The organism is Clostridium sp. UMB9555A (genome assembly GCF_030222355.1).
Lineage (GTDB): Bacteria > Bacillota > Clostridia > Clostridiales > Clostridiaceae > Sarcina > Sarcina perfringens.
The window spans coordinates 999,314-1,022,463 of record NZ_JASORQ010000002.1; the positions used below are offsets into that span (position 1 = coordinate 999,314).

General features: G+C 27.4%; 18 protein-coding genes. 2 read left to right on the forward strand and 16 right to left on the reverse strand.

The window, feature by feature from the left end; all coding sequences use genetic code 11:
* Positions 1–23: 23 nt before the first annotated feature.
* From QP548_RS09860 to yidA, 16 genes are all read right to left on the reverse strand, one after another.
* Positions 24–1,892 carry a phosphocholine cytidylyltransferase/choline kinase family protein gene (locus QP548_RS09860; RefSeq protein WP_061426538.1) on the reverse strand — a complete coding sequence of 623 codons (1,869 nt, stop codon included), beginning with the start codon at positions 1,890–1,892 and terminating at the stop codon, positions 24–26.
* A gap of 204 nt (positions 1,893–2,096) precedes the next feature.
* On the reverse strand, positions 2,097–3,461 hold the full coding sequence (locus tag QP548_RS09865) for a L,D-transpeptidase family protein (protein ID WP_061426537.1): 1,365 nt from the start codon (positions 3,459–3,461) through the stop codon (positions 2,097–2,099).
* A gap of 253 nt (positions 3,462–3,714) precedes the next feature.
* Positions 3,715–5,334 carry an N-acetylmuramoyl-L-alanine amidase family protein gene (locus QP548_RS09870; protein WP_236907328.1) on the reverse strand — a complete coding sequence of 540 codons (1,620 nt, stop codon included), beginning with the start codon at positions 5,332–5,334 and terminating at the stop codon, positions 3,715–3,717.
* 251 nt (positions 5,335–5,585) lie between these two features.
* Positions 5,586–7,238: a cell wall-binding protein gene (locus tag QP548_RS09875; protein ID WP_061426536.1), complete on the reverse strand. Its 1,653-nt coding sequence runs from the start codon at positions 7,236–7,238 to the stop codon at positions 5,586–5,588.
* A gap of 129 nt (positions 7,239–7,367) precedes the next feature.
* A complete protein-coding gene (locus QP548_RS09880; protein ID WP_061426535.1) occupies positions 7,368–9,791 on the reverse strand; it encodes a glucosaminidase domain-containing protein in 2,424 nt (807 codons plus the stop codon).
* Positions 9,792–9,812: 21 nt separating this feature from the next.
* Positions 9,813–11,264 (reverse strand): flippase, encoded by a 1,452-nt coding sequence (locus tag QP548_RS09885; protein WP_061426534.1) that lies wholly within the window; start codon positions 11,262–11,264, stop codon positions 9,813–9,815.
* A gap of 8 nt (positions 11,265–11,272) precedes the next feature.
* The gene (locus tag QP548_RS09890) at positions 11,273–12,013 is read right to left on the reverse strand and encodes a LicD family protein (protein ID WP_003448712.1); all 741 of its coding nucleotides are present in this window, start codon (positions 12,011–12,013) and stop codon (positions 11,273–11,275) included.
* Positions 12,014–12,106: 93 nt separating this feature from the next.
* Positions 12,107–12,955, reverse strand: a complete 849-nt coding sequence (locus QP548_RS09895; RefSeq protein ID WP_061426533.1) for a glycosyltransferase family 2 protein — start codon at positions 12,953–12,955, stop codon at positions 12,107–12,109.
* On the reverse strand, positions 12,952–14,166 hold the full coding sequence (locus QP548_RS09900; RefSeq protein ID WP_061426532.1) for an O-antigen ligase family protein: 1,215 nt from the start codon (positions 14,164–14,166) through the stop codon (positions 12,952–12,954). Before QP548_RS09900 ends, QP548_RS09895 begins: the two co-directional genes overlap by 4 nt.
* 24 nt (positions 14,167–14,190) lie before the next feature.
* A complete protein-coding gene (gene rfbB, locus QP548_RS09905; RefSeq protein WP_061426531.1) occupies positions 14,191–15,240 on the reverse strand; it encodes a dTDP-glucose 4,6-dehydratase in 1,050 nt (349 codons plus the stop codon).
* Between the two features lie 27 nt (positions 15,241–15,267).
* Positions 15,268–16,152, reverse strand: a complete 885-nt coding sequence (rfbD, locus tag QP548_RS09910) for a dTDP-4-dehydrorhamnose reductase (RefSeq protein WP_061426530.1) — start codon at positions 16,150–16,152, stop codon at positions 15,268–15,270.
* Positions 16,153–16,165: 13 nt separating this feature from the next.
* The gene (gene rfbC / locus QP548_RS09915) at positions 16,166–16,735 is read right to left on the reverse strand and encodes a dTDP-4-dehydrorhamnose 3,5-epimerase (RefSeq protein WP_003448714.1); all 570 of its coding nucleotides are present in this window, start codon (positions 16,733–16,735) and stop codon (positions 16,166–16,168) included.
* 104 nt (positions 16,736–16,839) lie between these two features.
* Complete coding sequence (gene rfbA, locus QP548_RS09920; protein WP_061426529.1) at positions 16,840–17,721, reverse strand: glucose-1-phosphate thymidylyltransferase RfbA; 882 nt, start codon at positions 17,719–17,721, stop codon at positions 16,840–16,842.
* A gap of 22 nt (positions 17,722–17,743) precedes the next feature.
* Entirely contained in the window at positions 17,744–18,658 is a 915-nt protein-coding gene (locus QP548_RS09925; protein ID WP_061426528.1) for a glycosyltransferase, read from the reverse strand.
* A complete protein-coding gene (locus QP548_RS09930) occupies positions 18,659–19,321 on the reverse strand; it encodes a sugar transferase (protein WP_003476898.1) in 663 nt (220 codons plus the stop codon).
* Between the two features lie 40 nt (positions 19,322–19,361).
* Positions 19,362–20,162 carry a sugar-phosphatase gene (gene yidA / locus QP548_RS09935; RefSeq protein WP_061426527.1) on the reverse strand — a complete coding sequence of 267 codons (801 nt, stop codon included), beginning with the start codon at positions 20,160–20,162 and terminating at the stop codon, positions 19,362–19,364.
* 391 nt (positions 20,163–20,553) lie between these two features.
* On the opposite strand from yidA, the gene QP548_RS09940 reads away from it, so the two are divergent.
* Entirely contained in the window at positions 20,554–21,159 is a 606-nt protein-coding gene (locus QP548_RS09940; protein WP_061426526.1) for an AAA family ATPase, read from the forward strand.
* A gap of 213 nt (positions 21,160–21,372) precedes the next feature.
* Positions 21,373–22,968 carry a peptide chain release factor 3 gene (locus QP548_RS09945; protein ID WP_003448736.1) on the forward strand — a complete coding sequence of 532 codons (1,596 nt, stop codon included), beginning with the start codon at positions 21,373–21,375 and terminating at the stop codon, positions 22,966–22,968.
* Positions 22,969–23,150 lie beyond the last annotated feature (182 nt).

A 23,150-nucleotide genomic window follows, 5' to 3' on the forward strand; every position in this document is an offset into this window, starting at 1 on the left:
TGCCTCTCCTTTAAATTCATACTTTATTGCCCCATTAAAATTTTATCTAATAACTCTAAGTTTTTCTTTCCTCTATTATATCTATCTATACCATAAGTTCCAAAATCATCACCTTGAGCCTCTTTTAAAATAGTCCATATACTCCATAAAAAGTCCTGACATATTTTATAAACAAGAATTCTTATCTTATGCTTATCTTCAATTAAATTGTTAAAATATAGATTTAAGAATAATTCTTCATCATCCTCTGAAAAATCACATTCAATTGAGTGAGCCGCTAAATCCCACATAGGATCATTTAATCCACTATACTCCCAGTCTATTAGATACATTCTTTCATTAACATCTTTAACAAAATTCTCTGGAACGGTATCATTATGACATGGTTTTATTTCCATTCCATGATCTTCTAAAACTTTTTCTAACTTTAATACTCTTGTTTTTATTTCATAATAATCTTCAAAAAGAGTACCATTAACCTTTTTAACAAGACTCTCATAATCCTCTATTTTCTCAAAAACATTAAATCTATTTTCCATTTTTATCTCTGAATTATGTAAAGTTCTTAATGCCCCTACCACTAATTCCATATTTTCTTTCTTTTTAGCCGTTGCAGGATTAAGAGTTTCTGCACCCTCTATAAGTTCTGCAATCTTTACTCCAGACTCTTCATCAAAGAAAAGTATTTTAGCATCTATCCCTTCATCTGCTGCCAGTTTAGAGTTTATCATTTCATCTCTTCTATTAATCATAGAGCTTGTACCTAATCCTGGTATTCTTACTATATAGGCTTTGTCATTTACAAAAGCCTTATAGTTTTTATTAGTCATACCTCCTACAGGTACTATTTCTTTAACTTCCTCTTCTGAAACCTTTAATCCATTAACTATAGCACTTTTTACTTGATCTATTTTATATTGCATTTCTTTTCTTCTTATCATAGGTATAATGTGTTTCTTTACTTTTTCATATTGATCTTTATTGTCAATTTCTCCCCAAACAAGGTCATTTATCTTTTCATAACCAACCTTATAATTTCTAGCAACATCTAACATAGTGTACTCATAATTTATATATGGATTTATATTATGTTTAAATTCTTCTAACATCATTTTAAATAATTTATAAGATATTTTGCTTATACCAATCATTTCTCCATCAATCTTATTAAATTGGTGTACATCTTTTGACATTTTAAAAAGATAGCCATCTCTTATTTCAACGAAGGCCTCATCCCCTGATCCACTTTCATTAGTAATTAAAACACAATCTCTATTATCATTTTTAATAATTTGTTCTATAGCTCTACTTTCAAAAACAAGATCATTTTCTACCAATATAAAATCATCATCTATATATTCCTTAGCTAAAGCTAAAGAACTCATTGTTCCTGTCCATTTATAATTTGAATTAGTTACACAAAAAATTGTTGAATCTTTTTCAGCTAATTCTTCATAGTATTCTTTTTTATATCCATTTACTATAACAATCTTCTCTATACCATTTGATTTTAAAATATCAATTATTCTATCAATTATTCTGAATTCCTCAAGCTCTAAAAAACCAGCTGGCTTTCCAAAATCACCTTTACCACCAGCTCCTAAAATAACAGCTTGTTTAACTTTATGATATTTATGCTTATGTATTGATAACTTTGTACTCTTAACTTTATCTAATGAATTTTCTAGTAATGCAATTCCTGCCTCAGTTAATTCATATTTAACATTTCTCTTATCTATATCAATTTTAACTATGTATTCTTTAGTCAATAGTTCCTTAAGTAAAGAATTTATTTTACCTAAAGAAATATTTAACATTTCTGCTAATCTTCTTTGACTTATATTATCTTCATCATTTATAATTTTTAAAACTTCAATATCATATGATAACATCCTCAACTCTCCCTTCGTTCATTTTTTGAACATTAATATAATATCACAAAATTTTCCTTATTACAATAAAAAAAGTATTAACTTATACTAGATAAGTTAATACTTCTTAAAACTATTTAATAATATTAAATTTAAATAGTAATTTTAAAATTACTATTATTAATAGGTATATACTTCTTATTTAAGATTATTTTATATTAAGTATTAATACCAATAGTCATCTAAATCATCTTTAGGAATAACTAAAATTTTAGGATTCTTCTTAGGATCTATCCACTTTAATATTTCAATCATTTTTTCTCTAGGCATTGAAACACATCCTCCAGTAGCCCCTCTTCCTAAACAATGTACAAAAATTGCTCCTCCTTTGTTTGGAACCTGATTGTGATTATAATCAGTTATTAAAGAATATTCATATTGTCTAGGATAAGAAATTAAATGCTCATAATCTCCACCAGGATTATAATTAATCAATCTATTATATGTAGAATTTTCGCTATTTAAATCCCAATACATATTATTATTAACCTTTATATAATCTAATTTTGTTCCAGGATTATTCTTAACTCCAAAAGCTCCTGTTATGCTCATAACACCAGCTGGAGTAGTATTAGTTGATTGAACTCTATTTTCAATGTAAGCAAGTCCATTAGCTCCTACTCTTCCAGTTGTACTATCAATATTATTCCATTCACCAGAATCATTCTTTTCATAAATTTCTATATTACAATAACTTGTACTCATATTATTTGTCGTTACAACTATTATTTGATTACTATTTTCTAACTTTGGATTTCTAAAAGCTTTTTCATAATGAGCTACTCCATTATTATCTATTCTCCATCCATCAATATATTGGTTATTTATCATTTTACCATCATCATTAAAGTAATACCAATAATCATTTATTTTGTTCCATTTTGTATCCATAACTCCATTTTCTTTAAGATGATACCATGTATCATTTATATTTTGCCAACCAATTTTCATCTCTCCATTATTATTAAAATAATACCAGTCGTTATTTATTTTTTTCCAACCTATATCCATAGGTCCATTTTCATTTAAGTGATACCATTCATTATTTATATATTTCCATCCAGTTTCCATAGCACCGCTTTCACTTAAATAATACCATGCTCCCCCTAGTTCTCTCCATCCAATATCCATTACACCATTTTCTCTTAAATGGTACCAACTGCCATTAATATTTTGCCAACCAGTCATCATAGATCCACTATTATTAAAATAATACCAATCTCCATTTATTTTTCTCCAACCAGTATCCATTACGCCATTCTCTCTCAAATGATACCAAGTTTTATTTATATACTCCCATCCGATTTCCATTTCTCCCTTTGAATTAAAGTAAAACCAATCCCCCTTTATATTCTCCCAATCCTTACTTCTAAGATTATTAGAATCAACATAGCTCCACTTATTATTTTCAAATTTCCATTCCTTATTATTAGCTGCTTGTACATTTTCTCCTAATACAAATCCACTACATAAAGTAGTAATTGCACAAGTCAAACTAAATAATTTTATTTTTCTTTTTGTAAATTTCATTATAGACTCCCCTTACAATAATTATTAAAACATGAAAAATTAATTATATATTCATAATTTTAACATAAAATAAATGCTTTGTTAATTATTCTTATAACCATTTATCTAAATTATGTATAAATCAGAAATTAAAATAACATAAAAAGACTGACATAAAGCCAGTCTTTTTTACTCTTCTATGTGAACTAAAATAACAACTTTCCTTTGATTTATATAAAAAATATACCTAATTCTAGTTGCTTTTTTATTTAATTTATTCTTGAACTATTAATCTAGCTACACCACTATGATCTATCTCCCAGCCATCTTTCTTAATATTAATAGCCATATCACCATTTTCATTAAAATAATACCAATCCTTATCTATTTTTCTCCATCCAATATCCATTACCCCGTTTTCTCTAAAATGGTACCAACTACCGTTAATATTTTTCCAACCAGTTATCATACATCCACTGTTATTAAAATAATACCAATCTCCATTTAATTTTCTCCATCCAGTATCCATTACTCCATTTTCTCTGAAATGATACCAAATTTTATTTATATACTTCCAACCTGTTTCCATATAGGAAGTATTTTTATTAAAATAATATGTTTCTCCGTTTATTTCTTGTAATCCACTTACAGGTTGTTCATTTTTTAAATATTGCCATATTATTTTATTATTTTCTTTTTGAGATTGCCATCCTTCATTGTTTATTAAAGCAACTCCATTATTATTAAAATAATAATCTTTTTTACTTCCATCTTTCATCACAACTTCTTGAAGTTTATTTGAAATCATCATTCCACTATCTGGATCAAAGTAATATAATTTATTATTTATTTCCTTTAATCCTGTTGCTAAAGTATAATCACTATTTATATAATACCAACTTGAATTATTTGAACTATCCTTTACTTCATACCAACCAGCTTTACCTATAAATTTACCATTTTCACTAAAAAGCATTAATTTGTAGTTACCATCTTTTTGCTTAACATTTTGAACTCCTGTAGCCATAAATCCATTTTCAGTAAAATAATAGTTTACTCCATCTATATTCTTAAATCCTTTTTGTAAATTTCCTTCTTTGTCAAAATAATACCAACATATTCCGCCTGTTTCTAAATTTTTACCTTTTAGCCAACCAGTTTTTTCAACTAATTCTCCATTTAAATTAAAGTAATATTGCTTACCTTCTATAGCCAAAGCTCCAATTACCATATTCCCATCTTGATCATTTAAGTAATACCTTTTCTCCCCTAAGACTAACCATCCTGTTTTTAAAGTTCCATTGCCATTAAAATAATACCATTCATTATTTATTTTTTTCCAACCTTTATAATTACTTAAAACTCCATTTGATTCAGCATAATATATTTTATTACTTTTATAATCTTTTATTATTCCAGTTTGCATACGACCATATTCATCAAAGAAATATTTAGAACCATTAATCTCAGCTAAACCAACTACATTTTTTCCTTCTTTATTTTTATATGACCATATAGTTCTTCCATCACCATCTGTTCCATTTTTAAACCAATGACATTTTTCAACTTCAGACTTTTCATTTGATTTAATACCAAAAGTACTTTCTTTATTTTCTCTTAATTCATTATTCTCAAATTTCTTATCTATTTCTTTTTGCTTAATAACATCTTTATTTTCTTCTTTAGTCTTGTTAATTGATTTTATTTCTTCTTTTAATTCTAACGGTTCTTCTTTTTTATCTTGTTCATTTTTTTGATTAATTTGTTCATTAGTTAAAGTACTCTTTAATTCACTTGCATATATATTCCTTCCACTAAATACAAATGAACCTGACACCCCCATAATTACCCCTGTCAATACTGCAATAGCTACTTTTTCTTTTACCTTTTTCATTTAAAACCCTTCTTTTCATTTCAATTTTTTTAAATTTTGTAACGTATTTACAGTATGATTTTAGTCCTTTTAACCGTATAAATATTTACATATTAGTAACATTTTATTTAAAAAAATATTTAATTTCATTTACTGTAAAAATTTACAGACAACAATTAGAAATATAATTTATTAACTATTTTTTATAATAAAAAAACTATATGATAAAATTATTTTTAAAATTCTATCATATAGTTTAGTTATACTTATTTTTAGTTATTTAAAAGAATATTTACTAATCCATTAGAGAATTTACCAGAAAAATCTCTTCTCAATATATCTTGATGTGAATAAGGAACTGGAAATTCTACTAAAACTGACTTAGCTCCTATAGCATTTCCATAAGTTATTACAAATCCACCTGGATATTTATTTATATTTCTAAAGCCAAATTCATTATCAAAATATCTAGCAATGCTAGGATTACCTATTGTTTTGTTTTCCCATCCATGTACATCTAGAAGAACTTTTTCAGTTGCTCCCTCCATAGTTTTATTTATGAAACCATATAAAGCCTTTGCCTCTGGAGAACCTAATGCTGTTGGTCCTGTATAGTTTCTATCACTATAAAAAGGAGTAAACCCTGTAGGGAATGATCTATTTATATCATTCTTAGTTGTTACTGTAGTTCTACCTGGACCATTGTTTGTCCATCCATCAATTCTTCCATCTGGATTAGCTGAAGGTATTATATATACACTCCATTCACTTAAATCTATTCCTTTAGTATTGTATTCACTTCTTAACCTATTTACTGACTTTTCAGCTATTATTTTAAGTTCTTGTGAATCACCACTCCAAGCATCTTCATATCCATGTACTCCAAACACTGAGAATAATACTTTTTTACCATGTCCTATTCTATAGTATTCTAAATCTCTGCCCTTTCCACTCTTTCCATATACACCTTCAGTTACAATCTGATTTCCTACTCCATTTTTATCTAAATACCAATCATCTATAACTTTGTTGATTTCTTTTTCTCCACTATTATTAAAATAATACCATTCACTTTCTATAGTTCTCCATCCAATACTCATAACTCCATTATCATTAAAATAATATGTTGAGTTATCAATATCTTGCCAGCTTGTCTGCATTTTACCTATATTATCAAAGTAATACCAGTCATTATTTATTTTTCTCCAACCAGTATCTGCAGGTCCATTTTCTCTTAAATGGTACCATATATCATTTATATATTGCCAACCTGTTTGCATTTCGCCGCTATTATTAAAATAATATTTGTCTCCATTTATATCTTGCCATCCAGTATTCATTTTACCGTCATCTTCAAGATGGTACCATATATTATTTATATGTTGCCAACCTGTCTGCATTTCTCCATCTGAGTTTAATAGATACCAATCACTTCCTAATGATCTCCAACCAGTGTCCATTACTCCATTATCTCTGAAATGATATCTTTTATTCCCTATAGACTGCCATCCTGTTTGCATTTCTCCATCATTATTAAAATAATACCAATCATTATTAATCTTTCTCCAACCAGTATCCATAGGGCCATTATCTCTAAAATGGTACCATATATCATTTATATATTGCCAGCCAACTTGCATTTCTCCATTATTATCAAAACGATACCATTCATCATTTATTTTTTTAAACCCAGTAGCTAAACTTCCATCACTTTCATGATAATACCACTTATCATTTATAATTTCCCATCCATTTTTTATCTCTTTGTTTTTCTTGTCACTTAATTCTACCTTATTGTCAACTTTTACTTCACTAATATTAGTTGTGTTCTTATTTCCTTCAGCATAAACTGTTTCAATGCTACCTAAAGTAACAGAACCTAACAGTCCTAAAGAAAGAACTAATGCAATACTTTTTCTCTTCACTTGTCCACCTCTTTTTTTTGAATTAGCGTATAAACTTGCTTACACTTAAATATTACCTTATTACGTTATATTTATCAATATTAGAAATTTATTCTATAATAAAAAGACTGAATTTAATCAGTCTTTTTATTACTGTTTCCATATTCCTTTTTCATCGAAATAATAACTATTTCCATTTATATATTGCCAACCTGTTTGCATTTCTCCATTCTCATTAAAATAATGCCATTGTCCATCTATTTCTCTCCATCCAATGTCCATTACACCATTATCTATAAAATGATATTTTGGAGTACCAATATTTTGCCATCCTGTTTGCATTTCTCCATTTGAATTAAAATAGTACCAATCATTATTTATTTTTTTCCATCCTACAGTCATTGAACCTGTAGTTTCAAAATGATACCATATATTATTTTCAAATAACCATCCTGTTTGCATTTCTCCATTTATATTAAAATAGTACCAAATATTATCTATTTTTCTCCAGCCAATATTCATTACTCCATTATCATTGAAATAATACTTATATTTACCTATTGTCTGCCAACCCTTTTGCATTTCTCCATCATTATTAAAATAATACCAATATCCATCTATTTCTCTCCAACCTATGTCTATTGTTCCATTATCTCTAAAATGATACCATATATTATCTATACATAGCCAACCTGTTTGCATTTTACCTGATTGATCAAAATAATACTTGTTATTATCTATATTCTTCCACCCAGTAACATATTTTCCGTCTATATAATAGTACCATATGCCATCATTTAATTCCCATTTTCCCATAACATTTTCAGAATACTTACCTTCATTTATAAGCTTAACTTTTGATGCATCTACAAAGCCTTTATCATTCCAATCGTATGGACCTGGGAATGCTACTGGTGATCCATTTGATATTACAGGAGTTGTTCTAACTGGATTTATTTCATAACAGTCTTTTCCATTGTGATTAATCTTTTCTTTGCTAGTTAAAATTGTTGTAGCTCCTATTTTTTCTACTCTTTCAGTATATAAGCCACCTACATCATATAATTTTTCATTATCTTTATTTGTAACACTACTAGCCCCTGTATAAATGCCTAGCTGATAGTAATTATAATCTTTTAAACCTGCTATTCCTTTTCCACTTGCCCAGTAATCAGCTATATAAGCATTTTGTCCTGCTTTTTCTCCCCAGAATGGATCTGAAGCATATTTAACATTAGCTCCACTTCCCTTATTTCCAAGGTATCCTCCAAAATATCTCCAATCTTCTGGATCTGAATATCCCCTAGAAATATAATATTTTGCAAAATCATTTATACAGCCTTCAACAGTTTCAAATGAATTTGCTGATGCTCCTGGACTTGAATCAATAGCATTTATTCCAAATAAATTATTTTTTTGTTGAGCTATTTGAGATGTCCCCCAAGCTGATTCATTAGCCGCTAGTCCTAAAAGTAAAAGAGCATTTGCTCCATATTTATTCTGTGCATCTATAAAAGCTTGTCCAGTTCCTCTTAATTTGCTATATGATTTTGTCTTTTTAGCAATAAAATTATTTAATTCTTCAGCAGTAAATGTTGTTTTACTTCTAAATGGTAAATACATATAATATGGATAAAAAGGATTATTTGCATTTACAGAATTATTATGATTATCATTTTGTAAATCACCTATTAATGTACTTAAATCTTTATAAAAATATTTGTTATCATAACTATAATATTTTACATTTTCACTTAAGAAATTAGGTGCTGGTCCTATAACAACCTCATATCCACCTTCAGAATAATTGGTAAGATCACTACTTATATAATGGATTAACTCTCCATCTCTAACTATATAATAACTTGGATTTTTTACTTGGTTTAATGGTACTATGACTAAATCATAATTTCCAGAACTAGTATCTTTATTTACCCAACCTTCATATCCTCCAACTTCTATTTTGGCAACATTTCCTCTATCCTCAATTATTGGAACATCATCTACATAACCATGATTAATATATGTAAAGTCATTTGTTAAATTAGGATTAGCATATATATTAGTTATTTCTCCATATCCAGCTGGGCTTCCATTTTTATATTTAACTAATCTTCCCATTGATTTTTCTGAATAAGCTACTTGTCCACTATCATTTAAAACAACAGGCATTGCTGAAAAGGTATTATATTTTTCACTTTCATTTTCAACCTTTTTCTCTGCTTCTTCCTTTGTGTTTGCAGAATCTAAAAATGTATATTTCCCATTTTCATGAGCTAATGCTATCTCATACTTACTCTTAGTCTTTGTAACAAGTCTGTTTATAGATTCTTGACCTTCTTTATCCTTTTTAAATTCTTCTCTTTCAATTCCATTTTCATCTTTATAGCTTTCTACATTATCACCTGGAATTGAAAAAAACATATTTGGCTCTTTTACAATTTCATAAGTTTCTCCAACTAAACTAGAAGACTTACTTTCATCAGACTTATCATTTACATTCTCTAAAGCTAGAACATTAATTGAAGTTACACTTAAAGTAATAACTGTAGCAAGAATAAACTTTTTAATCAATGAAACTCCCCCTTTTATTTTTTATCTTTTTAATTTTTTAGTAAATTTATTTATTATTTCTAATAAACAATCATCTTTAATAACTAGTAAAATTAAGAAATAAACTAATGAGTTTATAATCATTACTGCTAAAGTAAATAGTATAACTCCACTTATAAATTTTCCTATAAAATAAGTTATAGGTATAAATAATAATGATATTGCTAGATACTTCATCTTATCTAGGCTAAAAATGTTAAAATCTAAGTCCATAACAAATTTTATATATAAGTATTCTAATATAATAACAACTATATTAGCTAGCATTGTTGTTATTACTGCATTTGTTCCATTAAAATAGCCTGTCCATAATAATGTTACATTTAATACTAAGTTTACTGCTCCCCCTATAAATGTTATCTTTACTTGTTCTTTTTCTTTTCCTCTTATATACATAACCTGATTACTTAATATGGTCTCAAATCCTAAAGTAATTATATATATAGCAAAAACCTTAAGCATTGGTATAGCATCTAAATACTTGCTACCACCATATATAAGAATTACCTCTTTAGCTAAAACCAACATACCTATAGCAGCTGGGAAAAGAACTATAAAATACATTTTAGAAATTTTATCTAATAAACCTTTATATTCATCATGATTTTCATTTGCTATATAATTTGACATTCTTGGAATAGTTGCATAAATAACTGTAAGCAACAAGGTATTTATTATGTTACTTATATTTTGCGCTGTTGTATAATAAGCAACAGAATCCATATTTATATACTCTCCTATAAAATATCTATCAAGTTGAGTGTATAATACGTTCGCATTTGATAATATAACAACTAAAAACATTGGTTTTATATGCTTTAATAATTTTAAGTTAGAAAAATCAAAAGGTACTCTTTTCCTTATGTATATAAAACTTACAATATTATTTAAAAATGTTGATAAAACTAAAAGAATCATATATTCTTTTAAGTCATTTGCACTTCTAACAAGTATAAATAAAAATACTACATAAACAATTCTAATTATGATAGTTTTTATTGTTATGAAGTCATAGTTTTCTAACCCTTCATTTACCCATTCAGTATAAAAGATATTAGCTAATAAATTAAAAGTTAATATCATACATGCAACATATATTTCTGTTCCAGAATAGTTAAACTGAACAAATAATACATATCCAATTGTTGTAAGTATATTTGTTATAAAGGTTAGAGTAAATAGACTCGTATATACCTGTGAGAGCTTTTTTTTATCGTCTCTAACTCTACTTATTTCTCTTAAACCATATTGATATACTCCAAAACCTGCAAATATGAAAAAGTATCCATATATTGTTTGGGAGAAGTTTATTGTTCCCATTAAGTCTGGTCCTAAAACTCTTAATACATAAGGACCTATAATTATTGGAACTACTACATTAAAAATATTTAATAAAAATTTAAATATTATATTTTTCGATATTGATTTACTCATAGTTCCTCCTAATTATAATATTCTATCATTACTATGTCTCCACCCTTTAACTTTTCTTGATTTGTTGGTGCTTCTACATAATCCCATTCCTTTATAGGTGTCATATAATTTGGTCCATAATTTTCTCTTAAATAACCATCTGGATTTTCAGGAACTGTATATTCTTTTCCTTTAAACATGATTTTTTCAAGGCCTCTCTTCTTAACAAAATACTTCATTCCTTCAAAACCAGTTGATACATCCTTATCTTTATAACTAACTTTATTTAGTTTATTATTTTTAAAAGTAAATCCATATGTCCACATAAGATTTTCATCTTTAAAATAGTAAAATATATCAAAGTATAATCCTTTATAGCTATATGTTTGCTCTACTACCTTACCATCTAAAGTAAATTCACGAACTTTTTTTATATTAGCTTCTTTAAAAGCTTTTTCTACTTCTTCAACTTGATTTTCGTAAAACATTCCTAAATCTATATCTAAATCGTGTGCTATAAAATCCTTTTCTCTCATAGCTCCAAGCAAAGTTCCATAATCAAGCCAAAAATGAAGATTATTCTTATCTAAATTCTCCTTTATAGTTTCTAAACAATCTTTAGCATGCTCTTTAAATAAAACTCTTCTTCCTTCTTCTAATTTCTCTTTATGATTTTTCCTCATATTTTTTACTAAATTTGTATTTGCAAAAGTTTCACTCAACATAATATTTCTTACTATGTTCTTTAATTTTCTTTTCACTTTACTCATAACTATCTCCTAAAAATCTCTTATTTCATAAGCAAATTATATTATAAATGCATAAAAGAATTTTATATTTCAAAATTCTTTTATGCTTTATGGTTAATTCTTATATTCAAAAAATCCTTTTATTCTACTTTTAAAAGCAAGCCAACTTCTTTTTGACTTAGTTTTCTTAAAAGTTATTAAATATATTAATGATTTTAAGAAATGATATCCCTCAGCCTTAATAAATAATATTAACATAGAAAAATCAAAATTTGATTTTACCATTGCACCAAATCCTAAACCATAACTATATATTTTCTTATCATCCATATTGCTATTTGAATCATAATGTGGATGATATATTTGAAGTTCTGGATTATATATTATTTTTAGCCCCTTTTTACAGTTTTTATATATCAAATCTGCATCTTCACAAGCTCCAAAATATTTACCTGCTCCTAATTGATCATTAAATTTTACAAAGCATTTTTTACTATCTAAAAACATAGTTACTGAAGAACACTTTGTATAAAAGTTATTTTTATTTATTTCTATCTTCTCTTTAGGCCACTCCCTAAGTGAATCTTCACCATTACGCTCAACAATTCTTCCCATTAATAAGTCACAATGTTCATTTTCAAAGTAATTATTAACTATATTAAGGGTATCTACTAGATATTCACAATCATCATCTGGAAAAGCTATTATATCTCCAGTTGCTATCTCTAACCCCTTGTTTCTATTTAAAGCTAATCCTCTTTCATTAGATTTTATGTGAACCACTTTTATTTTTTCTTTATATTTACTAATTATGGGCTCTAAGTCTATTTCTTTATTTTGATCAACAATGATTACTTCAACTTTATCCATTGTATAATTTGAATTCATTAGACTTTCAAGAAAACACCCTACTTCATCTTTTCTCCCATAGGTAGCCATTATCAATGAAAATTTTCTAATCATATTCTTTGCTCATCTTTCTTCATAATCATATTTATTATAATTAATAGTGTTAAAGTTACTACTAAATCATTATCATATCCTAAGTATTGTAAACAAACTATGGCTAACATAGGAAATATTATCATAAATAAATTTTTCAATATATTTTTTCTTGTAATAAAATCTTTAAAAAATTGAATTATAAAGGTAATATAAAGAACAATTCCTATTATTCCAAGTTCAAAAAATATATTAAGAAATACGTTATGAAGATTTGATTCAAACCTTCCTAATATATCCTGAATGAAATAAGCACTATATCCTATACCATTACCTACTATAAAATGAGTATCAAAAACGCTTATAATAAATTCTTTCCATATATATAATCTTGTAAAGCCACCATCTGTCATATTAAACTCTAAGTGGAAAAATTTATCAAAAAAGACAAACAGTGCTCCCAAGAATAAAATTCCACTTACTGCATATATACCTATTCTATATTTATAATTTAAATTTCTCATACTATAAAAAGCTAAAAATACTATCGGTATTATTATAGCTACTTGAGCAGTTCTACTTAATAAAAGTACAACTGTTACTATACCTAAAATTATAAAACTTATTTTTTCAATTAAATTTATATTAAAATTATCGAATGCACATATGTAAAGATATATCATATATATTAATGCAAACTTAGTAGCCCAAATATTCTTATTTTCTGCTCCAATTATATTATGATAACTACTGATTGTATAAGCTGCATCAGAACTTTCTGTTAGTGCGCCACTAAAAAAATCATTAAATAACTTGCCATCAAAATAAATATATATAATTTGTATAAAATTAATCAATATTATAAACTCTAAAAATCTAACTAAAGTTTTCTTATGGAACTTCATATTTGTTCCATCTACAACAAAATATGTTGATAATAGAAAACTCATATTAAGCAAAAGTTTTATAACATTTGAATAATATATAGGATGTTTAAAAATAAAACTTGCTATTACAGTGTTTATAACTGTCCAAATTATAAATAAAGCTAAAGTTAAATTCCATTTTTTTAAACTTATATGTATCTCTTTCTTAAAAATAAGATATATAACATATAATATATTTAATAAAAATAGAGGTATATATATTTTAAAGTCTCTAATAAATATTGAGAATATCACAAAATATATAAAAAGTTCATACTTTGTGTTTGATTTATTTCTTAAATTCATATAATATCTCCTATATTCAACTTACTATTTATACATCTTCTCATAATATTTTTGATAATCTCCTGATGTTACATTTTCCATCCATTCTTTATTATCTAAGTACCATTTTATTGTTTTCTTTATTCCAACTTCAAAAGTTGTTTCTGGATACCATCCTAACTCTTCTTTTATCTTTGTTGGATCTATTCCGTATCTTCTATCATGACCTTTTCTATCTTCAACATACTTTATTAATTCTTCAGTTATTTCTTCATCTACATTATCATGTAAGTATTCTATAACTGTTTTTACTATTTGAATGTTAGTTCTTTCATTGTGTCCACCAACATTGTAAACTTCTCCAAGTCTTCCCCCGTTTATTACCATATCTATTGCTTTTGCATGGTCTTCAACGAATAACCAGTCTCTTATATTCATTCCATCTCCGTAAACTGGTAAATCCTTATGATTTAAACAGTTATTTATTAGAAGTGGTATAAGTTTTTCTGGGAATTGGAATGGTCCATAGTTATTTGAACATCTTGTTATGTTTACTGGCATTTTATATGTATCTGAATAAGCCTTAACCATTAAATCTGAACTTGCTTTGCTTGATGAATATGGACTATGTGGATCTAATGGTGTTGTTTCCATGAAATATCCTGTTTCTCCTAATGAACCATAAACTTCATCTGTTGAAACGTGAAGGAATTTAACTCCTTCTTTCCATCCTTCTTCTGTTTCCCATGCATTTTTAGCGCAGTTAAGTAAATTTACTGTTCCTAATACATTAGTTTTAGCAAATACTTCTGGCTCTCTTATACTTCTATCAACATGTGATTCTGCTGCAAAGTGAGCTACATAGTCTATTTCATATTTTTCAAATAAACTTGAAACTAATTCTTTATCACATATATCTCCTTGAACGAATATATGTCTTTCATCATTTTCTATTGATTTTAAGTTTTCTAAATTTCCTGCATAAGTTAATTTATCTAAGTTTATTATTTTTATATCTTCGTATTTCTTTAACATATATAATACAAAGTTAGATCCTATAAATCCTGCTCCACCTGTAACTAAGTAAGTTTTCATTTAATTCTCTCCTAACTTTAATAACTTTTATTGATTTTGTTGATTTTCAAAAAAGCTTTTTAAAGCTTCCTTCCAATCTCTCATTTCATCACCAATTGTACATCTAAGCATCATATTATCTAATGATGAGTATTCTGGTCTTTTAGCTGGTGTTTTATATTCTTCTGAAGTACATGGATTAACAATGCACTTATTGCCAGCTAACTCCATTATTTCTTTAGCAAAATCATACCAAGTACATTCCCCTTTTCCTGTACAATGGTATATTCCGTATTCTTCTGTTTCTATAAGCTTTAATATATGATATGCTAAGTCATTTGCGTGAGTTGGATTTCCTTTTTGATCATTAACTACATTTAATGATTCTTTTTCTTTTCCTAATCTCATCATTGTGTAAACAAAGTTATGTCCCACATATCCATATAACCAAGCAGTTCTAACTATATAATATTTTGAACAAAACTCTTTAACATAATTTTCACCTAGAAGTTTTGTTTTTCCATAAACACTATAAGGTGCAGTTAAATCAAACTCAGTTAATGGTTTTTCACCAACACCACTAAATACATAATCTGTTGAAACTTGAACTAATTTAGCTCCAATTTCTTCACAAACCATAGCTAAATTTCTTGCTCCTAAAGAATTAACTTTAAATGCAAAATCTTCATTACTTTCACATCCGTCAACATTTGTTGCCGCTGCACAGTTTATTACTACATCTGGCTTTTCTTCATTAAGTACATTTTTAACATTTTCTAAGCTCGTTATATCTAATTTATCAACATCTAAAGCAATAACTTCTGAGTTTTTTATATTTTCACTAACTGAACCTATTTCTGCTTTTCCACTTTTTATTATTGATTGAAGTTCATTTCCTAATTGTCCATTTGAACCTGTTATTAATATTTTCATAGAATTCCCCCTATTAACCTTCATATACAAAAGGAATATCTAATTCTTTTAAAGTTTTTTGTTTCTTATCTTTTTCTGATAAGATTATTTCTTCTATTCCTTCTAAAGGCCATTCTACATTAACATCTTTATCATTCCAAAGAAGTCCACTGTCATATTCTGGAGCATAAAAATCTGTACATTTATAGTTAAATACAGCTTCATCAGATAAAACTACAAATCCATGAGCAAATCCTTCTGGAACATAGAATTGTCTTTTATTTTCTGCACTTAAATGAACACCTTCCCATTGTCCAAATGTAGGTGATCCTTTTCTTAAATCTACGGCTACATCCCAAACCTCTCCTTGAGTTACTCTAACAAGCTTTCCTTGAGTATGTTTAGTTTGGAAATGTAATCCTCTTAAAACACCTTTTTTAGATTTTGATTCATTATCTTGAACAAATTTCATAGTAAGTCCAGCTTCTTCAAAAGCTTTTTGACTATATGTTTCCATGAAATATCCTCTTTCATCTCCAAAAACTTTAGGTTCTATAATATATAAATCTTTTATTTTTGTTTCTATAAATTTAAAGTTACTCATTTTTTTCACCACTTTCAATAAATTGTATCTAAAGTTCAAAAAAATTTACATAATATAAGCATTTATTATATTATGTAAATTTATATAATCGTCTAATTTCTCTATTATCTTTTTTGTTCTAACTCTTCAACTATATCAACTAAATACTTACCATAACCAGTTTTCATTAATGGTTTAGCTAAGTTTAATACCTTCTCTGAAGAAATCCATCCTTTTCTGTATGCAACCTCTTCTAAACAAGCTATATATGTACCTTGAGTATTTTGAACAGCCTCAACAAAATTAGATGCTTGTAACATTGAAGCATGAGTTCCTGTATCTAACCAAGCCATTCCTCTACCAAATAGGTTAACTTTTAAAGTTCCCTCTTCCATATATAATCTATTTAAATCTGTTATTTCTAGTTCTCCTCTTGCAGATGGCTTTAATCCTTTTGCCTTTTCTATCACTGTATTGTCATAGAAATAAAGTCCTGGAACTGCATACTTTGATTTTGGATGTTCTGGCTTTTCTTCTAAAGAAATTACCTTTCCATTCTCATCAAATTCTACTACTCCAAAAGCCTTAGGATCTTGAACATAATATCCAAATACCATAGCACCCTTTTCTAAAGCAGCGGCTTCCTTTAAATTACTTGAGAAGTTTTGTCCATAGAATATATTATCCCCTAGAATCATAGCTACATTGTCATCTCCTATGAATTCTTCTCCAATTATGAATGCTTCTGCAAGTCCATTTGGTGCTTCTTGAACTTTGTATTCTATATTTAAACCTAATTCACTTCCATCTTTAAATAACTCTTTAAAATTAGGTAAATCTCTTTCTGTTGATATTATTAATATATCTCTTATTCCAGCTAACATTAATACTGACATTGGATAATATATCATTGGCTTATCATATATTGGTACCATTTGTTTTGACATTGCCTTTGTTACTGGATATAATCTTGTTCCACTTCCACCAGCTAATATAATTCCTTTCATTTTCTCACCTTCTACCTTAATTCTAAATTTGACTATATACCTTTTTACTCATTGAAGAAGCCATAACAAAACTTTTAGGTAAACTTTCATATTTCTTTCCTAAGAAGCTTCCAATAAACCTCGCTCCAAAATTAGGTAATATATTTAATGTAACCTTAAAATTTTTATCTTCTAATGATCTTTTTAATACATGAATAGCTAAATCTTTACCACTCTTATTTCCTTTATAATTTAGGAACTGTGAGTTTTGTCTAAAGAAAACTCCAGTATCAAAGTATCTTTCGTACAATGATTTAAGAGTAAATACATGAGAATGATAAACTTCAGAATCTGAGCAATATTTTATTCTATATCCAGCTTGTATAAGCTTTTCAGCAAAATACATATCTTCATTTATTAAAAGTCTTTTATTGTCATATCCATTTAACTCTTTATATACACTTGTTTTAACAGCTGATGATGCATCTGAATAAAAAAATGTTAATAATCCATATTTATTAATATCCTTTTTAGAAACCACTCTTGATTCTTCAGGATAATTCTTTTCTCTTATATATTTTTCTATAGTATTATTAGTACAAAGTTGTCTACTAAATGAAGCTTCACACTCCCCATCTATAATAGGTTGTACTAAATTTTTAAGCCAAAAGTTATTCTTCATCATTACATCTTGTGATATGAAAACTATAATATCTCCTGTTGACTTAAAAGCCATCATCTCCCTAGTTTTTGAATGTGAAAAATCCTTTGGTTCTATAAGTGTATATTGTAAATTCATATTTTTTAACATTTCTTCTGTTTTATCCTTACATCTAGTTAAAATATATGAAATCTCAACTTCTGTACCTTCTGGTTTTTCTTGTTCTAATATTTTATTGTGTAAATTCATTATATAATTTTCAGCATTATACAATGGACAAATTATAGATATCTTCATCTATACAGCTCCTTCTTTTTTTATAACTGATATAACCGTCTTAAATATTATTTTAATATCAAGCCATAAAGATCTATTATCTATATAGTACATATCCATCTGTACTCTTTCTTCATATGTTGTGTCACTTCTTCCATTTGCTTGCCAATAACCTGTTAACCCTGGTGTAACACTGAAAAGCTTGTCCGCATACTCTCCATACTTTTCAACTTCTTTATCTACTATTGGTCTTGGTCCAACGATACTCATATCTCCCTTAATAATGTTTATTAATTGAGGTAATTCATCTAAACTTGTCTTTCTTAAAAAAGCTCCACATTTAGTTATTCTTGGATCATCATCTAACTTGAAATTCTTTTCAAATTCAGCTTTTTGCTCTGGTGTAAAGTTATCAAACACCTCTTTTGCATTAGAAACCATAGATCTAAACTTATAAACATCTATATATTTTCTATCTTTACCAATTCTTTTATGCCCAAAAAATGCTGGTCCTTTAGAATCAACCTTCACCCATATATATAAAATTAAAAATATTGGTGAAAATAATATTAACGCAATTAACGAACATATTAAGTCAAAACATCTTTTTGCAACATTATAAAATAGATAGCTTTTTTCCTTACTACACTCTGATTTAATTGGAATATCATTTATATTTTGCATAAAATCCCCCTTAACTTTCATTATATTTTTATATTAAAATCTATAAAACAAATTTTTCAAAAACAAAGGCTACGCCATCTTCCTCATTACTTCTTGTAATAAAGTCAGCTTTTTCTTTTACTTCTTCAAAAGCATTTCCCATAGCAACTCCAAGGCCTGCATACTCTATCATATGAAGGTCATTTCCAGCGTCTCCAATTGCTATAACTTCTTCTCTTTTTATACCTAAGCTTTCAGCTAGAGATTTAACCCCTTCTCCTTTATTACAAGTCTTACTTAAAAACTCTAAGAAATAAGGAGCACTTCTTACTACAGTATATTTTTCATATACTTCTTCTGGTAAATTATTAATTCCTTCTTCTAGAACTTCTGGTTCATCAATCATCATTATTTTTATTATTTCTTCATCTGCTTTGATTTCATCGTAATCAGCTTCACAAACTTCTATTCCATTTATTCTGCCTTCTAATTCTGTGTATTTATTCATTTTAGGAGTTACACAGCCAAAATTAGAAAAGGCATGTATATTAACTCCAACATTTTTACTTATTTCATATAAATATTTTAAATCACTACCCTTTAAAGTATCTCTACAAATTACTCTATCAGGTCCAACTTCCTTAACTATAGCTCCATTAAAAGTTAAAACATACTCATCATCATGGAATAAATCTAATTCTTCTAAATATCTTTTAACTCCATCTACTGGTCTTCCTGTTGCTAAAACTACTTTTACATTTTTTTCTCTAGCTTTCTTTATTGCTTCCTTAGTTTTTTCAGATACAGTTTTGTCTTCTTTCAATAAAGTTCCATCCATATCTATAGCTACTAATTTATACATTAATTCACCTCTTAAATTTCATTTACAAATATATGTTAAATTTTTCTTTATTTTATACTAGGTAATTATATCAAAATTATTATACTATTTCATTATTTTTTGACATATACATTTAAGATTATATCATATGATTGTTTTTTTTCAAATTATTGCAAATAAATTGTAATAATTTGTTTGTATTATTAATATATTATAAAGTTTTTTATTAATTATTTTTAAGTAATTTAAAATATTGAAATCCTTCTCTCATGTTGATATAATGAAATTTGTCATTTATTTAGAATTTTTGATTTAATTCATAGAATAAAATTAATTCTTAAAGATACATTAAATATAAATTATTTTACTATTTTCAACTTACTGTAAATACATAATTTAATGGGGGTTTAATATGCCAGTTAGAATTGCAATACTTGGTGGTCCAAGATGTGGAAAAACTACTTTAATACAACAACTTTATGTTGAGTTTAAAATTAGAGGATTAGATGTTGGAGCTGCAACTGAATATAGTACAGAATATCTTAAAGAAAAAGGTATGATAGAAACTATTTCTGAACAATATGGTATTTATTTAGGACAACTTCGTTTAGAAGAATCATTAAATCAATTTGATTATGCTTTAACAGATTATGCAACTTTTGTACCATATATATATGGAAGATTTATGCTAGGTGATAAAAAAAGAACAGAAAAAGAAATTGAAATATTAAAAGATCTTTACCATTTAGCTCTTAAAGATCTTCAAAAGTATGATCATATATTCTTTGTTCCTAGAGAATTTGGTTATACTCAAGATGGTGTTAGATGGCAAGATGAATCAACTGCCTCTGCCGTTGATAATGCATTGAAGCAATTCTTAGATAGCGAAAATGTTAAATACACAACTATAGAAGGCTCAACTAAAGATAGAGCTAGACAAATACTATCTATTGTTGGATTAGATAATAAAGATGTATTACCTTCTATGAGAGAACTTAAAAAGAAAAATTCAAAATAAAATATATAAAATAGGTCATATTAAAGGTTAAGAATATGACCTATTTTTTTACTTAAAAGTATTTATTAATTTGATAGTTATTTTATGATATAATAGTCTAGGCTATTTAAGAGATAAAACAATTATTTTCTTAATCTTTCATATTTATATATATTAATGAAGGAAAATAGTTAATATTTTAATATACATAAAAAAATTAAGGAGGAAATTAGATTGAGCGATTTAATTAAGGAAATAGAGAAAAGAAGAACCTTTGCCATCATATCTCACCCTGATGCTGGTAAAACTACTCTTACTGAAAAATTCTTACTTTATGGAGGAGCTATTAGAATGGCTGGTTCTGTAAAGGCTAGAAAAGCTGCTACACACGCAGTTTCTGACTGGATGGAAATAGAAAAGCAAAGAGGTATCTCTGTTACTTCATCTGTTATGCAATTTAACTATGGTGGATATTGTATAAACATACTAGATACTCCTGGTCACCAAGACTTCTCAGAGGATACATATAGAACACTTATGGCTGCCGACTCAGCTGTTATGGTTATTGATGGAGCTAAAGGGGTTGAGGATCAAACAAGAAAACTATTCCAAGTTGCTTCATTAAGAGAAATTCCTATATTTACTTTTGTAAACAAAATGGATAGAGAAACTAGAGATCCTTTCCAACTTCTAGAAGATATTGAAAGTGAACTTGGTATAAAATCTTACCCAATGAATTGGCCAATAGGATGTGGAAGTCACTTTAAAGGTGTTTATGATAGAGCTACAAACACAATACACTTATTTGATGGTGGAAACCATGGACAAAGTGAAGTTTCAACTATAACTGGTGACTTAGAAGATCCTAAATTTAAAGAACTTCTAGGTGAAGATTTACATAATAAGTTAATGGAAGATGTTGAACTATTAGATATAGCTGGTGACGAATTTGATTTAGAAAAAGTTAGAAAAGGAGAATTAACTCCTGTATTCTTTGGATCAGCTCTTACAAACTTTGGAGTTGAGCCATTTTTAAATGACTTCTTAAAACTAACTACTTCTCCACTTCCAAGAAATTCATCAATAGGTGAAATAGATCCTATGACTGAACCATTCTCAGCTTTCGTATTTAAAATACAAGCTAACATGAATAAAGCTCATAGAGATAGACTTGCTTTCATGAGAATATGTTCTGGTAAATTTGAAAAAGGAAAAGATGTTTTCCACGTTCAAGGTGGTAAGAAAGTTAAACTTGCTCAACCTCAACAATTCTTAGCTCAAGATAGAGAGGTTGTTGAAGAAGCTTACGCTGGAGATATCATAGGGGTATTTGACCCAGGTATATTCTCAATAGGAGATACTTTATGTTTAAATCCTAAGAAATTCAAATTTGAAGGTATTCCTACATTTGCTCCTGAACACTTTGCTAGAGTTAAACCTGTAGATACTATGAAAAGAAAACAATTCATAAAAGGTGTTACTCAAATAGCTCAAGAAGGTGCTATTCAGGTATTTAAAGAATTACACATCGGTATGGAAGAAATCATAGTTGGTGTTGTTGGTGTTCTTCAATTTGAAGTTTTAGAATATAGATTAAAAAATGAATACAATGTTGATATAAAAATGGAAAGACTTCCATTTAGATATGTTAGATGGATTGAAAATGATAATATAGATGTAGATTCACTAAACTTAACTTCTGATACAAAGAAAGTTAAAGACTTTAAAGATAGAAATCTACTTATATTCCAAAATGACTGGGGTATTTCATGGGCTATAGATCACAACCCTGGAATAATACTTTCAGGTGTTGGTAAATCTAACGACTAATATATTAATTTAAAGAAAACACATGATTTTAAGAAAACTCTTAAAGAATCATGTGTTTTTTTGCATTTAATCCATTAACATTTAGTTCATATTTAAATCAAATATATGCTATGATAAATTTATAGCAACATTACTTTAAATTAAATAATATCTTGTATCTTAAGTGAAATTTAATTTAAAGC